This is a genomic window from Corynebacterium sp. ACRQP (assembly GCF_022345915.1).
Taxonomy (GTDB): domain Bacteria; phylum Actinomycetota; class Actinomycetes; order Mycobacteriales; family Mycobacteriaceae; genus Corynebacterium; species Corynebacterium lehmanniae.
The window spans coordinates 1-21,414 of record NZ_JAKRMZ010000034.1; the positions used below are offsets into that span (position 1 = coordinate 1).

Here is a 21,414-nt window from a genome sequence, read left to right on the forward strand (position 1 = left end):
CGGCCCCCCCCCCCCCCCCCCCCCACCCCCCCCCCCCCCCCCCCCCCCCCCCCCCCCCCCCCCCCCCGACGGGTTCGCCGAGGCGCTCAACGACGACTTCTCTGTGCCCAAGGCGCTCGCCGAGATCCACAACATGGTGCGCGAGGGCAACAAGGCGAAAGATCCAGCGCCTATCGCAGCCCAAGTGCGTGCGATGGCGGCGGTGTTGGGGGTGGATCCGGGGGCGTGGCCGTCGTCGACAAGCAATAGCAACGCGCTCGATGTGCTGGTGCGCGCCGAGCTGGAGCGGCGCGCGGTCGCCCGCGCGGAGAAGGACTGGGCGACTGCCGACGAGGTGCGCGACCGGCTGGCCGCGGCCGGCATCGAGGTGACCGACACGGCCGACGGGCCGCAGTGGCAGGTGAAGGAGTAGATCATGGCGAAACCGTACGAGCGGCCCGACAAGCAAAAGAAGAACAAGAAGGGCCCCACGAAGGGCTCCGGCGGGCAGCGCCGCCGCGGGCTGCGCGGCAAGGGCGCGACCCCGAAGGCGGAGGACCGCGTCTACCACGCCGCGCACAAGCGCAAGCTGGACCGCCAGCGCCGCGCGCAGGGACGCCACGACCGCGAGGTCGCCGACATGGTGGTCGGCCGCAACCCGGTGGTGGAATGCCTGAAGGCGAAGGTGCCGGCGGAGGCGCTGTACGTGGTGGCAGGCACCGGCCACGACGAGCGGCTGAGCGAGGCCGTCGGGATGGCCAACTCCAAGGGCATCCCGGTGCACGAGGTGCCGCGCCAGCAGCTCGACGCGATGACCGGCAACGGCATGCACCAGGGCATCGGCCTGAAGATCCAGCCGTACAAGTACGCGGACTTTGACGATCTGCTCGAGTCCGTGGACGGACCCGGCATGTTCGTGGTGCTGGACAACATCACGGACCCGCGAAACTTGGGCGCGGTGATCCGTTCGACCGCGGCGTTCGGCGGCAACGGCGTGATCATCCCGGAGCGCCGCTCGGCTCAGGTCACCGGCGTGGCCTGGAGGACATCCGCTGGCACCGCGGCCCGCCTGCCCGTGGCGCGCGTGACCAACGTGACCCGCACCGTCAAGCAGTTCCAGGACAACGGCTACACCGTCGTCGGCCTCGACGCGGGCGGCGAGCACACCCTGGACACCTTCGACCAGGCCGCCGACAACGTGGTCATCGTCGTCGGCTCCGAAGGCAAGGGGATTTCGCGCCTGGTGCGCGAGAACTGCGACGTGATCATGTCCGTGCCCATGGAGGACTGGGTCGAATCCCTCAACGCCTCCGTCGCGGCGGGCGTGGTGCTAAGCGAATTCGCTAGGCAAAGAAGAACTCGCGGATAAGCTCCCCGCCGGTAGGGGACTTCGGGTTGTGGCCCAGGCGCGGGTCGAGGTCCTTGTTTACCGGCACCATGTGCCCGGCGCCTTCGAGGGAGACGAGGCGGACCGGGTGCTCGCCGGCCCAATCGTCGACGCGGAGCTTCTCGCTTATCGACGTCTCGTGGCCGACGCACCCGTTCAGTTCCGCAAAGAACTCGGCGGAGTTGGTAGCGGAGCGGGTTTCTCCCCGGTTGTTGCCGCCGATGCCGGCGATTCCGCCGTCGTAAGGCACGAGCTTGTCTTTTGTTCCCTGCACGGCCAGGAGTTGCGTCGGCTGGTAGTTGTCGGCGGTGGTCAGGGTGTTGTCTTCGGTGGGCATCGACGCGCCGAAGGTGGCGGCGCCGGTGAGCAGGCCTGGGGCGTCGAAAAGCAGGCGCATGATCATTTGCCCGCCGTTGGAGAACCCGCAGCCGATGACGGTGTCGGCGTTGTAGCGCTCGACGACCTTTGTGAGGAAGCCGACGTCGTCGATGCGCATGCGGCGCGCGTCCTCGTTGAAGCCCGCGCGCAGGTCGTTGAAGTGGTGCTTGATGCCGTCCGGGTAGACCACGGTGGGGCCGAGGCCCTCGAAGGTGCGGTCGGTGAAGTTGCGCAGCACGTTGCCGGATTGCAGCGAGCCGTGCAAGACCAGCAGGAGGGTGTTGGTCGTGCCTTCGATCTCGATCCAGCGGCGCTCGTGGCCCTGGTGGACTAGCGCGTGGCGCTCCATGCTTCCCTTTCGTCGGCGAGTTGGGTGAGCAATTGTGCCATGGCGTCGACATTTGGGACTCGGCGGGTGGCCCGCGACGGCTTCGTGCCGACCTTGATGCCGAGGTCGTGTTCCTCGAGCACCGCCATCGCGTGCTCATCCGTGTCGTCGTCGCCGGCGAAAATCGTGCGGTCGAAAGCCTGCTTGTAGGCGCTGAGCCAGGTGCCCTTGGTGATCTCCACCGCGGAAAACTCCACCACGTTGTGGCCCTGGGTTGTCGGCCGGCCGTGCGTGTCGATGGCGTTCGCCGCGGAGAGGATGGCTTTGGCTGCGGTTGGGTTTTGTACTTGGGCAACGTGGAGGACGCGCTGGTACGGTTTGACCTCCACGTAGGCGCCGTCGGTGGCGAGGGTGTTGAGCTGGCTTTCGATGTGGTCGAGGTAATTTTGGTCCTCTTGTCCAAGTTGCGGCCCCGGCTCCGCGCCGTGGGAGCCGATGATTGTTACTGGGAGGTCCGCCGGAAGGACCTGCTTGATGCCCGCAATGTGGCGGCCGGAGAGGATGGCCACCTCGGTGTCGCGGATGGCTGCGAGGCGGCGGATGGCGGCCTCTGCATCTGGGTGCATGCGCACCGCGTACGGGTCCGGGTCCAGCTCTGCGAGGGTGCCGTCGAAATCCAGGCAAACAAGGAGCCTCATCGCATCAGCCTTATCGTTTCGCCGGATTCTGCTACCAGGATCATCTCGAAGTCGGCGGGGTGGGAGACCTGGAAGGACGTGTTTTCGGTGAGGAGATGAGCGAGCTGGTCGTGGGTGTGGCGGGCCCAGCCGGAGCAATCGCCCGGGTCGCTCAGCGTGATGTCTTCCAGCGTGATGGTGTCTTCGCCCTCGAAGGAGCCGGACACGTCGGCGCAGCCGGTGGTGCCGGTGAACCTCTGGTCGTCGATACGCACGCGCGCCACCGACGCCTCAGTGGCGGGCTGGTCCTCGCTGGTGCGCAGCGAGACCACTTGCCACGTCGGTGCCGGCGCGCAGGCAGCCAGGGCGAATAGCGGCAGGATTGTTAGAGCGCGCTTCACAGCTCCTCCAGGAACGATTTCGCCCACGCGGCCACATCGTGCTCCATCACCCAGTCATGCATGTGGCGCATGCGCGCCGGATCCGGGTCGGTGGCTGCGAGGATCGCCTCCTTGATGGACTCCAAATCGAACGGGTTGCACAAATACGCCCGGTTGAGCTCCACGGCGGCGCCCGCGAACTCGGAGAGCACCAACGCGCCGTCCGCGTCCGGGTGGGCCGCCACATACTCCTTCGCCACCAGATTCATGCCGTCCTTGAACGGGGTGACCAGCATGATGTCCGCGGCCGCGTAAAAGGTGCCCAGCTGCTCCTTCGGGACGCTGCGGTGCACATAATGCACGACCGGACGGCCCACCTCGCCGAAGCGGCCGTTGATGCGCCCGATGGCCTCCTCGACCTGCTTGCGGGTGGTGCGGTAATGCTCGATGCGCTCGCGCGACGGGGTCGCGATCTGGACAAAGGCGATGTCGTCGAGCTTGCCCTCCTCCAACAACGATTCGATGGCGAGCAGGCGCTGCAGGATCCCCTTCGTGTAGTCCAGGCGGTCCACACCGAGCAGCAGGTGCCGTGGGCTGCCGACGGCGTCGCGTAACGCTTTGACCTGGTGCTGTGTCGCGGTTGCGATCTCCCCCGAATCGATGGAAATGGGGAAGGTGCCGGTGCGGATGTCGTCGGTGAGCAGGCGGAAGTTGTCCTCGTCAGTGTGGCGTTGGAAACCGATCAGGTCGCAGCCCTTCAACCCCTCGAGGATCTCCTCGCGCCACGGCAGCTGCCGGAACAACGCAGGGGCGGGGAAGGGGATGTGCAGGAAGAAACCGATGGTCACGTCCGGGCGGAGCGCTTTGAGCATCCCCGGGACGAGCTGCAGCTGGTAGTCCTGCACCCACACCGTGGCGTTTTCGGCGGCGGCCTTCGCGGTCGCCTCCGCGAACTTGCGGTTCACCTCGACGTAACGGTCCCACCAGGCCTGGTTGTACTCCGGCTGGACAATCAGATCGTGGTAGAGCGGCCACAGCGCAGAGTTGGAAAAGCCCTCATAGAAGCCCTCGAAATCATCCTGGTCCAGGGTCACAGGCAGAAGGGAAATGCCGCCGAACTCGAACGGCTCGAGCGTTTCGCCGATGTTGCCGGGCCACCCCACCCAGCAGCCCTCGCGGGCGCGCAAGACCGGGGCGAGGGCAGCGACAAGGCCGCCCGGAGAGACCTCGTAGTGGTCTCCCACTTTGTCCACCGGCAGGCGGTTCGCCACAACGACGAACTCGTTGTCCCCCATTTAGGCCTTCTTGGCAGTCTTCTTCGTCGACTTCTTGGTGGCCTTCTTCTTCGTCGCCTTCTTCTTGGAAGCCTTCTTGGTCGACTTTTTCTTGGTGGCCTTCTTTTTAGTCGCCTTCTTCTTGGTGGCCTTCTTCGGTGCCTCCTCCTCAGCCTCCTGCTCCAGCTCCTCGACGTATCGCTTGTACACGAAGCCCTTCGGGGCAACCCCCAGCATGGACATCAGCGTTACGCCGTCCAGGAAATCTTCGGCGTAGGTTGCCACGATCCGACGGGCACCCGAAGCCGTCTGCTCCTCAACAGCGTGCATCGCCTCGGCGGTAGGGCGCGAATCGGTGATCTTAGGTGGCACTACGTTCTCCTTCTTCCATCAGGCGTCAAGGGCTTTCATCCTACGCGATGAACTTATCTGCGTCGCCGCACCCTGAGCAGCTGCTCGAACGTGAAGCGGCCAGCGCGCTTGAACGCTTGATACGGCACATACAGCTGCGGCCGGCGGATGCGGCGGGCGACCCACTCACCGAACACCACACCCGCGGCCAAAGCCATGCAGGTGCCGATGGCGGTGAACAAGTTCATCATGCCCAGCAGCATCTGTTCGTTCATCAATGCGTACATGCCGCGGTAGATCCACGAGCCGGGCAGGAACGGCGTCACACCCGCCACGGCCGTGATCACCGGGTTGATCAAGAACCGGCGGGAAATCAGGCCGCCGACGAGGCCCACCACAATGGCGCAAGCCGCGGTGGCCGACAGCCTGCCCAAGCCCAGCGGTGCGAGCAGAATGTAGTAGCAGGCGGAGCCGAGCGCGGCGGTGACAAACGACAAAATGATCGCCGCGCGCTCCGCGAAACAGCACACCGCAAACGCCGCCGCGGCCATCCCGCCGCCAACCACGGTGAGCAGGGCGTTCGAGTACGCGGCGCTGCCGGGTAGAAGCTCGATCGGCGGCAGCGGCATGCCTACCATTTCCGAGACCGCCACGCCGCTGGCCACGCCAGCCACGATGCCGCCGGTGTTCAGCATGGCCGAGAAGAAGCGGGCGGAGGCGTTTAAGGGCGAGCCGGTGACGCCGTCGAGAAGCGATTGCACAAGCGTCAGACCCGCGAGTAGCACGATGATGCCCGTCGCGATGAGCTGGCTGGGCACAATTGTGTGTCCGATCGACGCGGAGAAGTCGTAGGTGATTGCGGCCGGGACCGTTGCGAGGAAGCCGCCGATGACGTTGTGGAAAAACGCGGGCAGGCCGCCGCGGGAAAGCAACTTGTTGAAGCCCATGATGAGGAACGCCGTCAGGCCGCCGACGGTCATCATCAGTAGGTCGCCGCCGAGCAGCATCGCCACGAAGAAACCCATCACCGTCCAGCCCGCGAGGTTGCGGGTGTTGCGGTGGGGGATCGGGGAGGTGTCGATGTCGTTGAGGATGCGCTCGGCCATCTCCGGCGGGGTCGCGCCGGAACGGATTGAGCGGATCAGGCGGTCCACTTCCTGCAGTTTGTGGTAGTTCTCGCTGATCATCGTGACCACGCGGAACACATTCACCGGGGTGCGCTGATCCACGCCGATGATCGTGTTGAGCGTGATCGTGTTCACCGTGATCGAAACATGCACGTAGTGCAGGCCGTAGGAGGAACACACCGTGTGGATCTGCTTCGCCGCATCCGCGGAGGTCGTCGCGTTCGCGATGAGGATCTCCCCGATGCGCGCAGCGATGTTCATCACCGCCGCGACCTCGGCGGGATCTGCCAAGTTAATGGGCGCGAGGACGGACGGCGGCGGGGACGTGCGGGCCTCGTCAATCGTTGCCACGCGCTGCCGCGAGCCGGAAATCCTCTCCCACAATGAGTTACCTTCTGCCACACGCTCACACTATCGGTTGGGCAGTTATGTCGCAGGTGCGGGGCATGTGTAAGATCTTGCTGCACTGCTGGAGTGGCGCAATTGGTAGCGCAACGGTCTTGTAAACCGTAGGTTGCGGGTTCAAGTCCCGTCTCCAGCTCCAATTCTTTTTGTGGGGCTTGTTGTCGGGGAGCCATTTCGGGGGAAGTCCGCGAGAGCCATTCAGCGGACGTACAGGAAACGTGCAGACTTGTGCGGTTTAATCGCTCTATCTTGTTAGCAACGCAGAAATTGCGACGAAACGGAAAGTGATTGACATGGCAGACAACTCGCAGAACCTGAAGGTGCTCGTCGTAGACGACGAACCGAACATCGTGGAGCTGTTAACTGTTTCCCTGAAGTTCCAAGGGTTCGAGGTGGAGACCGCAAACTCCGGTGCCGCAGCCATCGAACTCGCGCATTCCTGGAAACCGGATGCCTACATCCTCGACGTGATGATGCCGGAGATGGACGGCTTCGAGCTGCTGAGCAAGCTGCGCGCCGAAGGCTTGGACGCGCCGGTGCTCTTCCTCACCGCCAAGGACGCGGTGGAAGACCGCATCCACGGCCTGACCATCGGCGCGGACGACTACGTGACCAAGCCGTTCTCCCTCGAAGAGGTGATCACCCGCCTGCGCGTGATCCTGCGCCGCGGCAACGTCAGCGAAGACTCCAACGAAGACACCACCCTGCGCTACGCGGACCTGACGCTCAACGACGACACCCACGAGGTGACCAAGGCCGGCGAGATCGTCGAGCTTTCCCCGACCGAGTTCAACCTGCTGCGGTACCTCATGCTCAACGCCGAGGTCGTGGTGTCCAAGGCGAAGATCCTGGACAACGTGTGGCACTACGACTTCGGCGGCGACGGCAACGTGGTCGAGTCCTACATCTCGTATCTGCGCCGCAAGGTGGACACCGGCGACGTGCAGCTCATCCACACCGTCCGCGGCGTCGGCTACGTGCTGCGCACCCCGCGCCAGTAGTGCCATGCCGTATTCGGTGTTGACGGCGCCGTCGAAAAAGCCGCTCAAGCGACAGCTTGTGTCGGTGGTGATGGCGGCAGCCACGATCGGCATCGCGCTCAGTTCGGTGCTGATCTACTTTGTCATGCGCCACTTCCTGTTCGACCGCGCAGACGACCAGCTGCGCGAGGGCATGGCAACGTGGGCGCAGCAAACCCCCGCCTGGCAGTTCAATATCCTGAGCCTGCCCAGCGAGTTCAACCAAGCCACCCTGTACCCCGGCCACGACCAGTTGGTGCCGCGCAGGGGATCGTTGAACCCGCCGGACTACTCGCAGGTGGAGCGCCTGGACCACCCAACCACCATCCCGTCCGTGAGCGACAAGGGGCAAGGCGTGAAGTGGCGGGCGATGGCGCACCAGCAGTCCGACGGCACGGTGCAGTACGTGGCCAAGTCGCTGGAGACCGAGGCGAAGATGCTGCGCGCGCTCGCCTGGGTGGAAGCCGGCGTGGGCGTGCTGGCGCTGTTCGGTATCGGCGTGGCCGCGAACTATATGGTGGCCCGCGCCCTGGCGCCGCTGAAGATCGTGGAAAACACGGCGCTGGCGATTGCAAACGGTGAAACGGACAGCCGCGTGCCCGCGTGGCCGCGTGAGACGGAAGTGGGCAGTTTGTCCTACGCCATGAACACGATGGTGTCGAAGCTGCAGGACTCCCTGGAGACCGCCCGCACCCAAGAGGAACAGATGCGCCGCTTTGTCGGCGACGCCTCGCACGAGCTGCGCACCCCGCTGACAAGCGTGCGCGGGTACACCGAGCTGTACCGGAAAGGCATGGCGAACGACCCGGACATGGTGCTGGGCAAGATTGACGAAGAGTCCGCACGCATGCAGCTGCTGGTGGAAGACCTGCTGGCGCTGACCCGCGCCGAGGGAGCACGCCTAGAGAAGAAGCCGATGGACGTGCTGGAGTGGGTGCTTTCCGCAAAGAGCACCGTCGACGCCGCGTTCCCGGACCGCTCCGTGGAGGTCATCACGGACACCCCGGAGATCGCGCAGGTCAACGGCGACCCGGACCGGCTGCACCAGGTGCTGGTGAACCTGATCACCAACGCCTACAAGCACGCGGGCCCGGACGCGGAGGTCACCGTGACCATCCGCAAGAACCTCGACCGCGTCGTCATCGACGTCGCCGACAACGGCTGCGGCATGGAGGCCAAGGACGCGGAGCACATCTTCGAGCGCTTCTACCGCGCCGACAGTTCCCGCAACCGCGCCACCGGCGGCTCCGGGCTGGGCCTGGCCATCACCAAGTCCCTCATCGAGGCGCACGACGGCACCGTGAAGGTGGTCACTGCGCCGGGCGAGGGCTCGACGTTTACTATTTCGCTTCCTGCGCTTTAAGGGCTTCTCGGATGGTGTCCGCGGCGGCGTCCATCTTCGCTGCGTCGGTCTCGTCGTGACGCATCGCGGTAGACAGCGAGTAGCCCGACATGTCGTTGGCGGGGAAGACGTGGATGTGGGCGTGCGGCACCTCGAAGCCGGCGATGAGGTAGCCGGCGCGCTCCGCGTTGAACTTCTCCACGATGACCGCGCCAATGTTTTGGGCGACCTCGTTCATGTGCGCCCACAGGTCCGCCGGCATGTCGGTCCACTTGTCAATCTCCTCGACCGGCACGACCAGCGTGTGGCCGTAGGCGACCGGCTCGATGGTGAGGAAGGCGGCGACGGTGTCGTCCTGGTACACGATCCGGCCCGGGATGTCGCCTGCGATGATCTTGCTGAATACGGTGCTCATGCTTCTCGACGCTACCGGTAAGTTGGGGCGCATGCGCATCCTTGTCATCGGCTCGGGCGGCCGCGAACACGCCCTACTCAACGCAATGCAAGGCCACGATCTCACGGTCGCACCGGGTAACGCGGGCATGTCCCGCCTAGCGACGGTACGCGCCGTCGACGTCGCCTCGCCGGACGAGATTGTGGCGCTGGCCCGCGAGATCGACGCGGAGCTTGTGGTGATCGGCCCCGAGGTACCCCTGGTGGCGGGCGCGGCGGACGCGCTCATCGAGGCGGGTGTGCCGGTGTTCGGCCCGACGAAGGCCGCGGCGCAGCTCGAGGGATCCAAGGCCTTTGCCAAGGACGTGATGGCCGCGGCGGGTGTGCTGACCGCGTCGGCAAAGCGCGTCGAGAAGCTGGAAGACGTTGAGGCCGCGTTGGACGAGTACGGCCCGCGCTACGTGGTCAAGGACGACGGCCTGGCAGGCGGCAAAGGCGTTGTGGTCACCGAGGACCGCGCCGAGGCGAAAGCGCACGCGGAAGCGGTGCTGGCGGCCGGCAACCCGGTGCTGTTCGAATCCTTCCTGGAAGGCCCCGAGGTTTCGCTCTTCTGCCTCGTGGACGGCGAGACGGTGGTGCCGCTGCTGCCCGCGCAGGACCACAAGCGCGCCTACGACAACGACGAGGGCCCCAACACCGGTGGCATGGGTGCGTACGCGCCGCTGCCGTGGCTGCCGGAGGATGGGGTGCAGACCATCGTGGATGCGATTGCGCGCCCGGTGGCGGAAGAGATGGTGCGCCGCGGGACCCCGTACCAGGGCCTGCTGTACGTCGGCGCCGCATGGGGCCCGGAAGGCCCGGCAGTGGTGGAATTCAACGCCCGCTTCGGCGACCCCGAAACCCAGGCCGTGCTGTCGCTATTGGAGACCCCGCTGGCGGACGTGCTGCTCGCCGTCGCGGAGGGCCGCCTGGACGAGGTTGGGGAGTTGCAGTGGCGCGACGGCTTCGCCGCCATGGTGGTGCTGGCGGCCGAGGGCTACCCGCAGGCCGCCAAGACCGGTGGGGTGATTACCGGCGAGGCGTTGGACGATCCGACAAAGGTGCTGCACGCCGGCACTGCGTTGGAGGACGGCGAGTACGTTGCCTCCGGCGGCCGCGTGCTCGGCGTCGTCGGGCAAGGCGCGACGCTCGAGGAAGCCGTGGCTGAGGCGTACGAGGTCATTGCTGGGATTGAACTTCCCGGGTCGTTTTACCGCAAAGATATCGCCCGCCCCGCGATCGAAGGAGCGATCTCCCTATGATGAAGGCCGTGAAGCCGAACAACGCGAATGTCCTGAGTAACCGTTACGCCTCCCCGGAGATGGCCACCCTGTGGGCGCCGGAACACAAGATCATCCTGGAGCGGCAGCTCTGGATCGCCGTGCTGAAGGCGCAGCAGGAGCTCGGTGTCTCCGTGGAACCGGGCGCGATCGAGGACTACGAGAAAGTCATCGACCAGGTGGACCTGGATTCCATCGCCTCCCGGGAGAAGATCACCCGCCACGACGTGAAGGCGCGCATCGAGGAGTTCAACGCGCTGGCGGGGCACGAAGAAATCCACAAGGGTATGACCTCGCGCGACCTGACCGAGAACGTGGAGCAACTGCAGGTGCGCCGCGCCCTCGAGCTCACCCGCGACAAGGCGATCGCGCTGCTGAAGGCCGTGGGAAACCGCGCAGGCGAGTACAAGTCCCTGGTCATGGCCGGCCGCTCCCACAACGTGGCGGCGCAAGCGACCACCCTGGGCAAGCGTTTCGCTTCCGCCGCCGACGAGATCCTGGTTGCGGTCGAGCGCATCGAGGAGCTGCTGGAGCGGTATCCGCTGCGCGGCATCAAGGGCCCGATGGGCACCGCGCAGGACATGCTGGACCTCATGGGCGGCGACGAGGAGAAGCTTTCCCAGCTCGAGCAGGGCATCGCGGACGGCCTCGGCTTTGACCGCGTGTTTGATTCGGTGGGGCAAGTCTACCCGCGCTCCCTCGACTTCGACGTCGTGTCCTCGCTGGTGCAGCTGGGTGCGGGACCATCCTCGCTGGCCACCACGATCCGCCTCATGGCCGGCAACGAAACCGTCACCGAGGGCTTCAAGGAAGGCCAGGTTGGTTCCTCCGCCATGCCGCACAAAATGAACGCGCGTTCCTGCGAGCGCGTCGGCGGCTTCCAGGTCATCCTGCGCGGCTACCTCACCATGGTGGCGGATTTGTCCGGCCAGCAGTGGAACGAGGGCGATGTGTTCTGCTCCGTGGTGCGCCGCGTGGCGCTGCCGGACGCCTTCTTCGCCATCGACGGCCAGCTGGAGACCATGCTCACCGTGCTCGACGAGTTCGGGGCGTTCCCGGCCATGATCAACCGCGAACTGGACCGCTACCTGCCGTTTTTGGCCACCACGCGCATCCTTATGGCAAGCGTTCGTGCGGGCGTCGGCCGCGAGACGGCGCACGAGGTGATCAAGGAAAACGCGGTGGCCATGGCGTTGGACATGCGCGAGCGCGGCGCGGAGCAGAACCTGGTGGAGCGCTTGGCCACCGACGAGCGCCTGCCGCTGGATCAGGCTCAGCTGGAGGAGGCGCTTTCGGATCGCCACGCCTTCATCGGCGCGGCCGAGTCCCAGGTGGACCGGGTGCTCGCGAGGGTGCAAAAGCTTGTCGACGCGCATCCGCAGGCCGCCGCCTACACCCCGGGCGACATTCTGTAGCGCTTACCGCCAGGTCAGGGTGGCGTCGCGGGATTTGAGCTCGACGCCCCGGCCGATGATTCCTGGGTCCGCGCTGCCCTCCCAGGAGGCCACGAAGCCGGTGTAGGTTTCGTTGGTCTCGAGTTCGCCGGTGTAGCCGGTGATGTCCCAGTCGCCGCAGTAGTTGGGGTCGGCCACGTTGGCGGCGAGGTCGCCGTCGATAGGCAAAAGCTCCGGCAACGCAACCGTGACATCCATGGGAAACTCGCCGATGGCAACCGGCGTGAAGCTGACGGGGAAGCACACGATGGAGCGGGCGTGCTCGGCGCTGCGGGGCGCGCGGGTGGTGGTGGGCTCATCCACCGTGACCTCCCACTGCACCGGCACGTGGTAGCGCACGTCCTCGGTGAGGATCTTGGCGGTCTGGCCGAAACGGAATGTGGCGCCGTCGCGCGAAGGATAGAAATCCGGCATCTCTCCGCTGAACTCCGAAGGTGCGGTGCACGCTGCGAGGATGAGCGGGAGGAGGACAACGGTAGCGCGGTTTTTCACGGCGCATATACTAGCGCGCATGCGTCCAGAGCTTTCAGATTACTCACACATCTCCGGCGGCAAGGTTCGCGAGATCTACGAGGTGGATGAGCAGACCCTGCTCATGGTCGCGACAGACCGCATCTCCGCCTTCGACTTCTCCCTCGAACCGGCGATCCCGGACAAGGGGCGGATCCTCACCGCTACCTCCATGTTCTTCTTCGACCTGCTTTCCGACGTGCCGAACCACCTGGCCGGCCCGATCGACGACGAGCGCATCCCCGAAGACGTCCTCGGCCGCGCCATGGTGGTGAAGAAGCTGGACATGGTGCCGTTCGAGTGTGTGGCCCGCGGCTACCTCACCGGCTCCGGCAAGAAGGAATACGACGCCACCGGCCGAATTTGCGGCGTGAAGCTGCCCGAGGGGCTGACCGAAGCGTCGAAGCTGGACGAGCCGATCTTCACCCCCGCAACCAAGGCCGAGCAGGGCGACCACGACATCAACGTCACCTTCGAGCACATGGCAGGAAAGCTCGGCGCGGACCTCGCCGAGCGCCTGCGGGACGCCACGCTCGAGGTGTACCGCCGCGCCGCCGACTACGCGGAGACCAAGGGCATCATCCTTGCTGACACCAAGCTCGAGTTCGGCCTGGACGAAAACGGCGAGCTCGTGCTCGCCGACGAAGTGCTCACCCCGGATTCTTCCCGCTACTGGCCCGCTGACGGCTACGAGGAAGGCCGCAGCCAGCCCAGCTTTGACAAGCAGTACGTGCGCAACTGGCTCACCGGCCCGAAGTCCGGCTGGGACCAGGAGGAAGGCACTACGCCGCCAGAACTGCCCGGCTCCGTTGTGGAGGCAACCCGCGACCGCTACATCGAGGCGTACGAGCGGCTTTCCGGCCGCCGCTTCTCCGAGTGGCCGGGGGAGCATGCATGATCCCACCCGTAGCTGACAAGCGCCCGATTGTCCGCAAGTTCCACGGCCGCGAGTTCGTGGACAACTACGAGTGGCTGCGCGACAAGGACAACCCCGAAGTCATCGCGCACCTGGAGGCGGAAAACGCGTATACGTCTGAGCGTACTTCCGCATGGTCCGGGCTGGTGGACGACGTCTACGGCGAGATAAAGTCCCGCATCAAAGAGACCGACATGTCCGTGCCGCAGCGCCAGGGCGACTGGTGGTACTACGGCCGCACCATCGAGGGCAAGGACTACGGCATCTCCTGCCGCATCCCAACCGCGGATGACCCGTGGACCCCGCCTGAGGTCACCGAGGACATGCCGGGGGAGCAGGTGCTTCTCGACGTCAACGAGCTCGCCGCCGGGCACGAGTTCTTCGCGCTCGGGGCATCGTCCGTGTCCACCTCGGGCCGCCTGCTCGCGTACTCCTTCGACACCGAGGGCGACGAGCGCTTCACCCTGCGGATTAAGAATTTGGAGACCGGCGAACTGCTCGAGGACGAGCTCGAGGGGGTTTTCTACGGCGCGACCTGGGCGGGCGAGGACTACCTGTTCTACGTCCGCTGCGACGACGCCTGGCGCCCCCACCAAATCTGGCGCCACAAGCTGGGCACGCCCGCTGCCGAGGACGTGCTGGTGTACGAGGAAACCGACGAGAAGTTCGGCGTCGGCGTGGGCGCGGACCGCGCGGAACGCTTCCTCATGATCATCGCGTCGTCGTCGCTGACCTCCGAGTACCGCGTGCTCGACCTTGCAGACCCCACCGGCGAGTTCGAGGTGCTGTGGGAGCGCGAGGCCGGCATCGAGTACCACCCAGACTTCTGCGTCGTCGACGGCGAAGAGCAGTGGGTGGTCACGCACAACGCCCACGGAGCGAACTTTTGCGTCGCGACAACACCCGTCGGCGCTGTGCCTCCCCTGCGGGAACTGCCCGTGCTGGTGGAGCACTCCGAAACCGTGCGCGTCGAGGCGATCGACACCTACCGCGACTTCATGTTCATGGCCTACAGGCGCGGCGGGATCCCGCGGCTGGCCGTGGCGTCGCTCGACAGCGGTTTCGGCGAGTTCAAGGAGCTGGAATTCTCCGAGGAGCTCTACACCGTCGGCCTCGGCGGCAACCCGGAGTGGGACGCCCCGGTGGTGCGCATCGGGTACTCCTCCTACACCCAGCCCTCGCAGGTGCTGGACTACACGGTCGCAACCGGCGAGCTGACCCTGCTGAAGGAAAAAGAGGTCGAGGGCGGCTACAACCCGGACGAGTACGAAGCTTACCGCGAGTGGGCAACCGCCCCCGACGGCGAGCGGGTTCCGATTTCGGTTGTGCGCCGCAAGGGCGTCGAGGGTCCCGCGCCCGCGCTGCTGTACGGCTACGGCTCGTACGAGGCATCCACGGACCCCGGGTTCTCGGTGTCGCGGTTGAGTTTGCTCGACCGCGGCATGGTGTGGGTGTGCGCCCACGTGCGCGGCGGCGGCGAAATGGGCCGCGCGTGGTACGACAACGGCAAGATACTGCACAAAACCAACACCTTCACGGACTTCATCGCGTGCGCCGACCGCATCGTGGAGCTGGGGCTGACCACGCCTAAGCAGCTGGTGGCCGAGGGCGGCTCCGCCGGCGGCCTGCTCATGGGTGCGGTGGCAAACATGGCCCCGGAGAAGTTCGCCGGCATCCTCGCGATCGTGCCGTTCGTGGACCCGCTGACCTCCATCCTCAAACCCGAGCTGCCGCTGACAGTGGGGGAGTGGGAAGAGTGGGGCGACCCGTACCACGACCCCGAGGTGTACGACTACATGGCGACCTACGCCCCGTACGAGAACATCACCGCGCAGGACTACCCGGACATTCTCGCGGTGACGAGCTTGAACGACACCCGCGTGCTCTACGTCGAGCCCGCGAAGTGGGTGGCCAAGCTGCGCGAGGTGGGCACCGCAGGCGAGATCCTGCTGAAGACGGAGATGTCCGCAGGGCACGGCGGCGTGTCCGGCCGCTACGCCAAGTGGAAGCAGACCGCGTTCGAGTACGCGTGGACGCTGGTGAAGGCCGAGGCGGTTTAACCGTCCGGGTCGAATAGGGCAGGGTCCGGCGGGCGGTTGTGGTTGCCGCCGTGCCGGGACCTCGCCTTTTTGGCAAGCCTCTGACCAGGTGAATTGCGGTACTGGTAGGTGGTTGTGTGCCTGGGTGGGTCCCCGTTGGCGGGGTGGTAGTGCACGTCGCCGGTGTCGGGGTCCCGGCCGAAATGGCCTTTGTTTCCGGCACCGTCTTTGTTGTCGTTGTTGCACATGTGGTGCTCGCGGCACAGCAGCACCAGGTTTTCGATGCTGGTGAGCCCGCCACTGAGGTAGGAATCCAAGTGGTGGGCCTCGAGCTCGACACCCGGCTTGGTGCAGCCGTTCCACGCGCACACGCCCTGCATGGCCAGCAGCACGAGCCTCTGTTCCACGGAGGCCAGGCGGGTGCGTCCGAGGGAAAGCGGGACGCCGGTAGCGGAGTCGAGTTGGAGGATGAAGCTGTCCCCGGCAAGCCCCAAACGCACAATGTCGAGCGGGGTCAGCGACACCGAGGTGTTGGTGGGGAACTCGGTGAAGGCGTCCGCCTCCAAAAGGTCGTCGAGGGTCAGCGTGATCACCACCGTGCCCACGCCGCCCCGGGACTTCGTGGCAGCGTCGCCGTAGCGGTCGAGCACGTTCATGAGCTGGTCGAGTCGGCGCTGGTGTTTGCGCCGGCTGTCCCGCTTTGCGGCGTCCTCGCCCTCCATGTTGGACCCCATGTGGTCGCCGGCAGCGAGGCAGGCCTCCAGCTTCGCCCGTGACGCGGCGTCGAGGTAGCCACTGAAAGGGGAGCCGCCGTCCGCGTCCGGTTCCCCGAGCCAGATGCCGCGCTTCTTCCACGCGGCGAGGGGGTCCTTCTCGCCGTCGTAGTCGCGTCCGCGCTTGTTGGCGCGCTTGACCTGGTCGCGGACGAACTTCCGGAGTTCTTCGGCGGTGAGGGACTCGGCCGCCTCCATCGCTTCGGCCAGGATCTCCTGGTAGCCGGGGTTGGCGTGCTCGTTGAGGTCTTTCAGCGCGTCGGTGATGATGCGCTTCTTCTCCGCGTTGGCCTTCTCGGCAGCTCGTCGCGCCCGCTCCTGCGCCTCGCGCGCCTTCTTGCGGCGCGCTTCCGCCTCCTGCTCCTTGCGTTCGCGGTCTTCTTTGTTTTCGCTCGGCTCCGGCTCAGGCACCTCGGGTTCGCCGTAGAGCTTCTTGCCCTGCTCCAGGAGCGCGAATGCTTCTCGACGGGACAAGCCCAAGCTCCGTGTCAGATACTCCACGGCGTGGTTCGCGCCGACGAGGGCGCCGGCGCCGTCCCGGTCGCAGAGGAAGGCGAACGCGACGTCCGCGTTGGACAGCAACGGCAGGCAGGCGTGGAGGCGCTCCATGGCCACGTGGGTGGAGGCGAGGTGGAGGGAGTCCGGTTCCCGCATGACGTCGGCAAGCGACCTTAGCCCGGCGACGATTTGGTTGACCGCTTGGTCGAGCACTGCGCTCATCTGGAGCACCTCCTTTCATTGCACTTGGCTACGCATAGTAGAACCCCGTCCGACACGAGAAGGGCAGAGGGGAACACCCGTTCGAATCACCGTGATCTGCCAGCGGAAACACTGTAAGCAACTTCACCCGGCGCCAACTGTCTACGTGTGCGATAATTTCCCCTATGCCTGGGCGCGTGCTTGTCTCAATTTCCTCCATCTTCGACGCGACGTTGGAGGACGTTGCCAGCATGGTGCGCGACCTGGACCGCGAGGGGATGCCGGTGTCGCTGCTGGTGGCGCCGCACATCGACAAGAAGTGGCACTTGGCTAAAGACGGCGCCACGCGCTCCTGGCTCACCGAGCAGCTCGAACACCGCGCGCTCATGCTCAACGGTTTCGACCAGCCGGTGCAGGGAAGGCGCAGCGAGTTTGCCAGTTTGGGCGAGCACGAGGCGAGGCTTCGTCTCAAAGGCGCCACGCGTCAGATGTCGGCGCTCGGTTTCGACTTGGATATGTTCGCGCCGCCGCGCTGGCGCATGTCGGACGGCACGTTGAAGGTGCTCGACGAGTTCGGTTTTACCGTCGCCGCCTCCACGAAGGGCATCTACCGCATTAAGCGGGGCGAGTTTTCCCAGGCCCGCAACTTGTCGGTGGGTGAGGGGTACGGTGCGGCGAAGTGGTGGCGCCGCAACGTGATCAAGGCCGCCGAGCGCGGCGCGGAGAAGGGCAACACGATCCGTTTGTCGGTTTCCGGTCGCGAGCTGGGGCAGAAGAAGGTGCGCCGCGACTTCCTTGCCGCAGCCGCCGCCGCGGTGGAAAAGGGCGCTATGCCGGCGGACTACAGGGAGTACCGCTAGCCGCGTACCCGGCCGATCACTCGGCACACCAGGTAGATCCCGAAGGAGATAAAGGCCACGAACACGCTCACCGGCATACCTGGGGCGAGCGAAAGCACCATCCCGCCTACGGCCGCGACTTCCGCGAACACGATGGACAGCACCACCGCAAGCTTCGGGTTCGCCGTCACCTGAGCGGCGGACGCCCCCGGGGTGATCAGCAGCGACATCACCAGCAACGCCCCGACGATCTGCACTGACTGGGCCGACGCGATGCCCACGAGTACCGCGAACACCAGCGCCATCGTGCGCACGGGAACGCCGCACGCGGCGGCCATCACGGGGTCTGCGGAGGAGAACAGCAGCGGCCGCCACAGGACCAGCACGGCGCCTGCAACCAGCACCGTTGTGCCTGCCAGCAGCATCACGTTCTGCGCCGACACACCAACAATCTGGCCGGTCAGCAGCGCCAGCGCCCGGTTCGAATTCCCTGGATACAGGTGGATGAACAGCACGGACAAGGCCATGCCGAAGCTCATGGCCACACCTACCGCGGAATCCTGCTGGCCCTTCAGCCCCAGCGCCGCCAGCACCAGGGCAGCGACCACCGCGCCCGCCACGGCGCCGAAACCGACGTTGAGCCCGAAAAGCAGCGCCGCGGAGGCGCCCATGAGCGCGAGCTCCGAGGTCGCGTGCACCGAAAATGACATCTGGCGCAGCACGATCAGCGGTGCCATCACCCCGGACAGCACTCCCAGAAGCGCGCACGCCACAAGCGTCGTCTGCACAAAGTCCTGGCTGAGCAGGTTCGAAGTGTCCGCCAAAAACGCACTCACAGGACCACCATCCGTCCGTCAACTTCGACAACGTCCACGCGGGTGCCGTAGAGCTCGCTGAGCACCTCGGAGCGCATCACTTCGGAAACGCTGCCCACCACGTGGCCTTCCGGGCCGAGGTAGAGCACCCGGTCCACAACGCCCATCACCGGGTTGATCGAGTGCGTTACGCACACCACGGCCGCGGGGTGCTCGGCGAGGCGCTGCACGGTGTCGCGTGCGCGGGCGGGGTCGAGGGAGAGCAGGGGCTCGTCGCAAAGCAAAAGCTCCGGGTTTTGCGAAAACGCCTGCGCCTGACGGATGAGCTGCTGCTGGCCGCCGGAAAGCACCCCGACGCGGCGCTCGGAAAAACCTTGCGCCTCCACAGAAGCCAATTGCCTATCGACGTCCTCCGGTCTCGCCCGCCTTCCCATCGCCAACGCAACAAGGTCGCGCCCGCGCACCGGCAAGTCCTTCGGAAACATGTGCTGCTGCGGGATGAAGCCGATCTGCCCGTGGACTTTTGCTTGCCCAGAAGTGAGCTTGCGCGTGCCCATCAGCGTGCCCAGCAGGGTGGATTTGCCCACGCCGTTTGGGCCGAGCACCGCGATGAATTCGCCGGGCTCGACGGTGAGGGTGAGGTCGCGCCAGAGTGGTTCGACGGCGGCGCTGCGAAGCTCAGCGATCAAATTGGCAATTCCTAGTGGTGGTGGCCGGTCGGCTCGGCGTGGGCAGCGATGTCCGCAATCTGGTCGACGATCTCTTCGAAGTAGTCGAGGAAACGCTGGCCGGACGGCGGTGTCTCGCGGATTTCAACAACGGGAACATTATGCTCCTTCGCCGCATCCGCCAACCGCTGGGTCGCACTGTTGGTGCTCTGGGGGTTCACGAACAGCATGTCCAGCTCGCCGCGCTCGATCTGCTCCAGGAACGCCGCCACCGCAGATGCGGACGGCTCCTGGTGGTTCAGGCTGGCCTTGACGTATTCCTCGGGCGTGATGTCGTGCAGCTCTGTGCCCCACACAAGGCCGGCCGCGATCGGCTCAGTCATGCCGATGTGCACGTGCGGTACCGCGTTGAGCTTGGATTGGATGTCATCGATCCGCTGCTTGACGTCTGACGCGTCTCCGCCTGTGCGCTCCGCGACGTCTTCTGCGACCTTGCGGATTTTCTCCGGCGCGAACCAGGCGTGCTCGAGCTCGTCCAGGGAGTCGGGCATGTGCGCGTGGTCGTGGGCATGCTCGTGGTCGTGCTCGTCGAGAAGCGGGATCGCGTAGATGATGCGGTCCTGCTCAGCGGCGGTGTAGAGGGCGGCGTCGTACGCGCCCCCGTTGGCCACGACGGTGTTTGCGCCCTTGATGCGCGCGAGGTCCTTCGCCGACGGCTCGAAGTGGTGGGGGTCCACCGCGTCACCGGTGATGATCGCGTCCACGTCGCTGCCCGTGACTGCTGAGGCCACGTCTGCCCACACGTTCGTGGTGGCGACAATCTCCGCGTTATCCGCGGTCTCGGTGGAGCAACTGCTTATCGACGCCCCTACGGCCACCACCGCAGCCACCACACCAACACTGTATTGAAAACGATAGCGCATAAGGGAAATTAAACCACTACTGGAAACCATTTTCAAAACAGGAAGCCCCGGCCCGGATCGACCGGGACGGGGCTAGCTGCGCGAGCCTACGCGCTTACTTGGAGGAGCCACCCTCGGTGGAGCACAGCGTGGCCAGCGTGGCGATCGCCGCGACGGCCAGCGCCACACCCGCAGCCTGCTGCATCTCCGGGGAGATCGGCAGCTGGTTCTGCACCGATGCACCAACCGCATCGACCTGCTCCTTCACAGGCGCCAGCGCCGGGATGTCCATGGTTGCAGCCAGACCGAGCGGGATCAGCGCCAGCAGCGGCAGCGCCATGATGCCCACGGACGGCAGGCAGCGGTCACTCACGCTGGAGCCCTCGCCAGCCGGGGCGTTAGCGCCGTCGTTGCCATCCTTGCCGTCGGCGCCATCGGCACCCTTCTCGCCGTCCTTGCCGTCCTTGCCCGGCTTGCCGTCTTGGCCGTCGCGACCATCAGCACCGTCTGCGCCCTTCTCGCCGTCCTTGCCGTCCTTACCGTCAGCACCGTCAGTACCAACAACACGGCCCAAGTTCTGGGTCTCGCCGTCGGTGTAGGTGAGGACAAGCTCGCCGTTCTTGTTGACGGCAGCCTCGGCGATGCCTCGACCGTCGGTGCCTGCGGTGCCGTCCTTGCCGTCGCGGCCATCGGCGCCGGTGTCGCCCTTGTCGCCCTTCGGGCCCTGCTTGCCGTCGGCACCGTCCTTGCCCGGCTTGCCATCGACGCCGTCCTTGCCGTCGCGGCCATCGGCGCCGGTGTCGCCCTTGTCACCCTTCGGGCCCTGCTTGCCGTCGGCACCGTCCTTGCCGTCGCGGCCATCGGCGCCGGTGTCGCCCTTGTCACCCTTCGGGCCCTGCTTGCCGTCGGCACCGTCCTTGCCCGGCTTGCCATCGACGCCGTCCTTGCCGTCAATGCCGTCGCGGCCGTCTTTACCAGGTTTGCCGGTGTCGCCCTTGTCGCCCTTGTCGCCCTTCGGGCCCTGCTCGCCGTCGGCACCGTCCTTGCCCGGCTTGCCATCGACGCCGTCCTTGCCGTCAATGCCGTCGCGGCCGTCTTTACCAGGTTTGCCGGTGTCGCCCTTGTCACCCTTCGGGCCCTGCTCGCCATCGGCACCGTCCTCGCCAGTGACCTTCCCCAGATCTGCGGTCTCACCGTCCGAGTAGGTAACGATCAAGTGTCCCGCGTCGTTGACCTCGAACGACTTCACACCACGACCGTCCTTGCCAGGTGCGCCGGTGTCGCCCTTGTCGCCCTTCGGGCCCTGCGCACCGTCGGCACCGTCCTTGCCGTCCTTGCCAGGTGCGCCGGTGTCGCCCTTGTCGCCCTTCGGGCCCTGCGCACCGTCGGCGCCGTCCTTGCCGTCCTTGCCAGGTGCGCCGGTGTCGCCCTTGTCGCCCT

The 21,414-nt window shown here is 65.9% G+C and carries 21 protein-coding genes, 1 tRNA gene and 1 pseudogene; 10 read left to right on the plus strand and 13 right to left on the minus strand.

What is annotated here, in order from left to right:
* Positions 1-412: DALR domain-containing protein (locus tag MHY23_RS11255; protein ID WP_370645853.1), on the plus strand; the 412-nt coding region annotated here is incomplete at its 5' end.
* A 3-nt stretch (positions 413-415) separates the two neighbouring features.
* Entirely contained in the window at positions 416-1,348 is a 933-nt protein-coding gene (gene rlmB / locus MHY23_RS11260; protein WP_239307624.1) for a 23S rRNA (guanosine(2251)-2'-O)-methyltransferase RlmB, read from the plus strand.
* Here rlmB and MHY23_RS11265 read toward each other — a convergent pair.
* The 6 genes from MHY23_RS11265 to MHY23_RS11290 are packed head-to-tail and all read right to left on the minus strand — an operon-like array spanning position 1,323 to position 6,142.
* Complete coding sequence (locus tag MHY23_RS11265) at positions 1,323-2,093, minus strand: PHB depolymerase family esterase (RefSeq protein WP_239307625.1); 771 nt, start codon at positions 2,091-2,093, stop codon at positions 1,323-1,325. The genes rlmB and MHY23_RS11265 overlap by 26 nt on opposite strands.
* Positions 2,075-2,770, minus strand: coding sequence for a trehalose-phosphatase (locus MHY23_RS11270; RefSeq protein WP_239307626.1), 696 nt, complete (start codon positions 2,768-2,770; stop codon positions 2,075-2,077). Before MHY23_RS11270 ends, MHY23_RS11265 begins: the two co-directional genes overlap by 19 nt.
* Positions 2,767-3,150 (minus strand): META domain-containing protein, encoded by a 384-nt coding sequence (locus MHY23_RS11275; RefSeq protein ID WP_239307627.1) that lies wholly within the window; start codon positions 3,148-3,150, stop codon positions 2,767-2,769. Before MHY23_RS11275 ends, MHY23_RS11270 begins: the two co-directional genes overlap by 4 nt.
* Positions 3,147-4,424: a trehalose-6-phosphate synthase gene (locus MHY23_RS11280; protein WP_239307628.1), complete on the minus strand. Its 1,278-nt coding sequence runs from the start codon at positions 4,422-4,424 to the stop codon at positions 3,147-3,149. Before MHY23_RS11280 ends, MHY23_RS11275 begins: the two co-directional genes overlap by 4 nt.
* Positions 4,425-4,775 carry a hypothetical protein gene (locus MHY23_RS11285; RefSeq protein WP_181889051.1) on the minus strand — a complete coding sequence of 117 codons (351 nt, stop codon included), beginning with the start codon at positions 4,773-4,775 and terminating at the stop codon, positions 4,425-4,427.
* A 53-nt stretch (positions 4,776-4,828) separates the two neighbouring features.
* Positions 4,829-6,142, minus strand: coding sequence for a threonine/serine exporter ThrE family protein (locus tag MHY23_RS11290; protein ID WP_239357174.1), 1,314 nt, complete (start codon positions 6,140-6,142; stop codon positions 4,829-4,831).
* 207 nt (positions 6,143-6,349) lie between these two features.
* On the opposite strand from MHY23_RS11290, the gene MHY23_RS11295 reads away from it, so the two are divergent.
* From MHY23_RS11295 to MHY23_RS11305, 3 genes are all read left to right on the plus strand, one after another.
* Positions 6,350-6,425, plus strand: a tRNA-Thr gene (locus MHY23_RS11295).
* A gap of 154 nt (positions 6,426-6,579) precedes the next feature.
* Positions 6,580-7,287 (plus strand): response regulator transcription factor, encoded by a 708-nt coding sequence (locus MHY23_RS11300; RefSeq protein ID WP_239307630.1) that lies wholly within the window; start codon positions 6,580-6,582, stop codon positions 7,285-7,287.
* Positions 7,288-7,291: 4 nt separating this feature from the next.
* Positions 7,292-8,668 carry a cell wall metabolism sensor histidine kinase WalK gene (locus MHY23_RS11305; RefSeq protein ID WP_239307631.1) on the plus strand — a complete coding sequence of 459 codons (1,377 nt, stop codon included), beginning with the start codon at positions 7,292-7,294 and terminating at the stop codon, positions 8,666-8,668.
* Here the strand turns inward: MHY23_RS11305 and MHY23_RS11310 are convergent.
* Positions 8,646-9,062 carry an HIT family protein gene (locus MHY23_RS11310; RefSeq protein WP_239307632.1) on the minus strand — a complete coding sequence of 139 codons (417 nt, stop codon included), beginning with the start codon at positions 9,060-9,062 and terminating at the stop codon, positions 8,646-8,648. The genes MHY23_RS11305 and MHY23_RS11310 overlap by 23 nt on opposite strands.
* Before the next feature lie 31 nt (positions 9,063-9,093).
* Here MHY23_RS11310 and purD point away from each other — a divergent pair, with 31 nt between their 5' ends.
* Together purD and purB are read left to right on the plus strand one after the other, a co-directional pair.
* Positions 9,094-10,341, plus strand: a complete 1,248-nt coding sequence (gene purD, locus MHY23_RS11315; RefSeq protein ID WP_239307641.1) for a phosphoribosylamine--glycine ligase — start codon at positions 9,094-9,096, stop codon at positions 10,339-10,341.
* Positions 10,338-11,774 (plus strand): adenylosuccinate lyase, encoded by a 1,437-nt coding sequence (gene purB, locus MHY23_RS11320; protein ID WP_370645854.1) that lies wholly within the window; start codon positions 10,338-10,340, stop codon positions 11,772-11,774. Before purD ends, purB begins: the two co-directional genes overlap by 4 nt.
* Before the next feature lie 3 nt (positions 11,775-11,777).
* On the opposite strand, the gene MHY23_RS11325 is transcribed toward purB, so the two are convergent.
* Positions 11,778-12,305 carry a hypothetical protein gene (locus MHY23_RS11325; protein WP_239307633.1) on the minus strand — a complete coding sequence of 176 codons (528 nt, stop codon included), beginning with the start codon at positions 12,303-12,305 and terminating at the stop codon, positions 11,778-11,780.
* Positions 12,306-12,324: 19 nt separating this feature from the next.
* Between MHY23_RS11325 and MHY23_RS11330 the strand changes: the two genes are divergently transcribed.
* Together MHY23_RS11330 and MHY23_RS11335 are read left to right on the plus strand one after the other, a co-directional pair.
* Positions 12,325-13,221, plus strand: a complete 897-nt coding sequence (locus MHY23_RS11330) for a phosphoribosylaminoimidazolesuccinocarboxamide synthase (RefSeq protein ID WP_239307634.1) — start codon at positions 12,325-12,327, stop codon at positions 13,219-13,221.
* Positions 13,218-15,299, plus strand: coding sequence for a S9 family peptidase (locus MHY23_RS11335; RefSeq protein ID WP_239307635.1), 2,082 nt, complete (start codon positions 13,218-13,220; stop codon positions 15,297-15,299). The genes MHY23_RS11330 and MHY23_RS11335 overlap by 4 nt, the downstream gene beginning before the upstream one ends.
* Here MHY23_RS11335 and MHY23_RS11340 read toward each other — a convergent pair.
* Positions 15,296-16,771, minus strand: a complete 1,476-nt coding sequence (locus MHY23_RS11340) for a DUF222 domain-containing protein (protein ID WP_239307636.1) — start codon at positions 16,769-16,771, stop codon at positions 15,296-15,298. The two genes, MHY23_RS11335 and MHY23_RS11340, sit on opposite strands and share 4 nt — an antisense overlap.
* Before the next feature lie 164 nt (positions 16,772-16,935).
* Between MHY23_RS11340 and MHY23_RS11345 the strand changes: the two genes are divergently transcribed.
* The gene (locus MHY23_RS11345) at positions 16,936-17,610 is read left to right on the plus strand and encodes a DUF2334 domain-containing protein (protein ID WP_239307637.1); all 675 of its coding nucleotides are present in this window, start codon (positions 16,936-16,938) and stop codon (positions 17,608-17,610) included.
* Here MHY23_RS11345 and MHY23_RS11350 read toward each other — a convergent pair.
* The 4 genes and pseudogenes from MHY23_RS11350 to MHY23_RS11365 all read right to left on the minus strand — a co-directional run.
* Entirely contained in the window at positions 17,607-18,425 is an 819-nt protein-coding gene (locus tag MHY23_RS11350; RefSeq protein ID WP_239307638.1) for a metal ABC transporter permease, read from the minus strand. The two genes, MHY23_RS11345 and MHY23_RS11350, sit on opposite strands and share 4 nt — an antisense overlap.
* A complete protein-coding gene (locus MHY23_RS11355) occupies positions 18,422-19,093 on the minus strand; it encodes a metal ABC transporter ATP-binding protein (RefSeq protein WP_239307639.1) in 672 nt (223 codons plus the stop codon). Before MHY23_RS11355 ends, MHY23_RS11350 begins: the two co-directional genes overlap by 4 nt.
* Positions 19,094-19,104: 11 nt before the next feature.
* Positions 19,105-19,995, minus strand: coding sequence for a metal ABC transporter solute-binding protein, Zn/Mn family (locus MHY23_RS11360; protein WP_239307640.1), 891 nt, complete (start codon positions 19,993-19,995; stop codon positions 19,105-19,107).
* 94 nt (positions 19,996-20,089) lie between these two features.
* Positions 20,090-21,414, minus strand: a pseudogene (locus MHY23_RS11365) (hypothetical protein); the annotation flags it as partial.

What these genes read in the sequence shown, in the direction of transcription:
- rlmB (WP_239307624.1), top strand. Translation starts at nt 416, where the DNA reads ATGGCGAAACCGTACGAGCGGCCCGACAAGCAAAAGAAGAACAAGAAG.
- MHY23_RS11265 (WP_239307625.1), bottom strand. Translation starts at nt 2,093, where the DNA reads ATGGAGCGCCACGCGCTAGTCCACCAGGGCCACGAGCGCCGCTGGATC.
- MHY23_RS11270 (WP_239307626.1), bottom strand. Translation starts at nt 2,770, where the DNA reads ATGAGGCTCCTTGTTTGCCTGGATTTCGACGGCACCCTCGCAGAGCTG.
- MHY23_RS11280 (WP_239307628.1), bottom strand. Translation starts at nt 4,424, where the DNA reads ATGGGGGACAACGAGTTCGTCGTTGTGGCGAACCGCCTGCCGGTGGAC.
- MHY23_RS11290 (WP_239357174.1), bottom strand. Translation starts at nt 6,142, where the DNA reads ATGAACATCGCTGCGCGCATCGGGGAGATCCTCATCGCGAACGCGACG.
- MHY23_RS11300 (WP_239307630.1), top strand. Translation starts at nt 6,580, where the DNA reads ATGGCAGACAACTCGCAGAACCTGAAGGTGCTCGTCGTAGACGACGAA.
- MHY23_RS11305 (WP_239307631.1), top strand. Translation starts at nt 7,292, where the DNA reads ATGCCGTATTCGGTGTTGACGGCGCCGTCGAAAAAGCCGCTCAAGCGA.
- MHY23_RS11310 (WP_239307632.1), bottom strand. Translation starts at nt 9,062, where the DNA reads ATGAGCACCGTATTCAGCAAGATCATCGCAGGCGACATCCCGGGCCGG.
- purD (WP_239307641.1), top strand. Translation starts at nt 9,094, where the DNA reads ATGCGCATCCTTGTCATCGGCTCGGGCGGCCGCGAACACGCCCTACTC.
- purB (WP_370645854.1), top strand. Translation starts at nt 10,338, where the DNA reads ATGATGAAGGCCGTGAAGCCGAACAACGCGAATGTCCTGAGTAACCGT.
- MHY23_RS11330 (WP_239307634.1), top strand. Translation starts at nt 12,325, where the DNA reads ATGCGTCCAGAGCTTTCAGATTACTCACACATCTCCGGCGGCAAGGTT.
- MHY23_RS11335 (WP_239307635.1), top strand. Translation starts at nt 13,218, where the DNA reads ATGATCCCACCCGTAGCTGACAAGCGCCCGATTGTCCGCAAGTTCCAC.
- MHY23_RS11340 (WP_239307636.1), bottom strand. Translation starts at nt 16,771, where the DNA reads ATGAGCGCAGTGCTCGACCAAGCGGTCAACCAAATCGTCGCCGGGCTA.
- MHY23_RS11345 (WP_239307637.1), top strand. Translation starts at nt 16,936, where the DNA reads ATGCCTGGGCGCGTGCTTGTCTCAATTTCCTCCATCTTCGACGCGACG.
- MHY23_RS11360 (WP_239307640.1), bottom strand. Translation starts at nt 19,995, where the DNA reads ATGCGCTATCGTTTTCAATACAGTGTTGGTGTGGTGGCTGCGGTGGTG.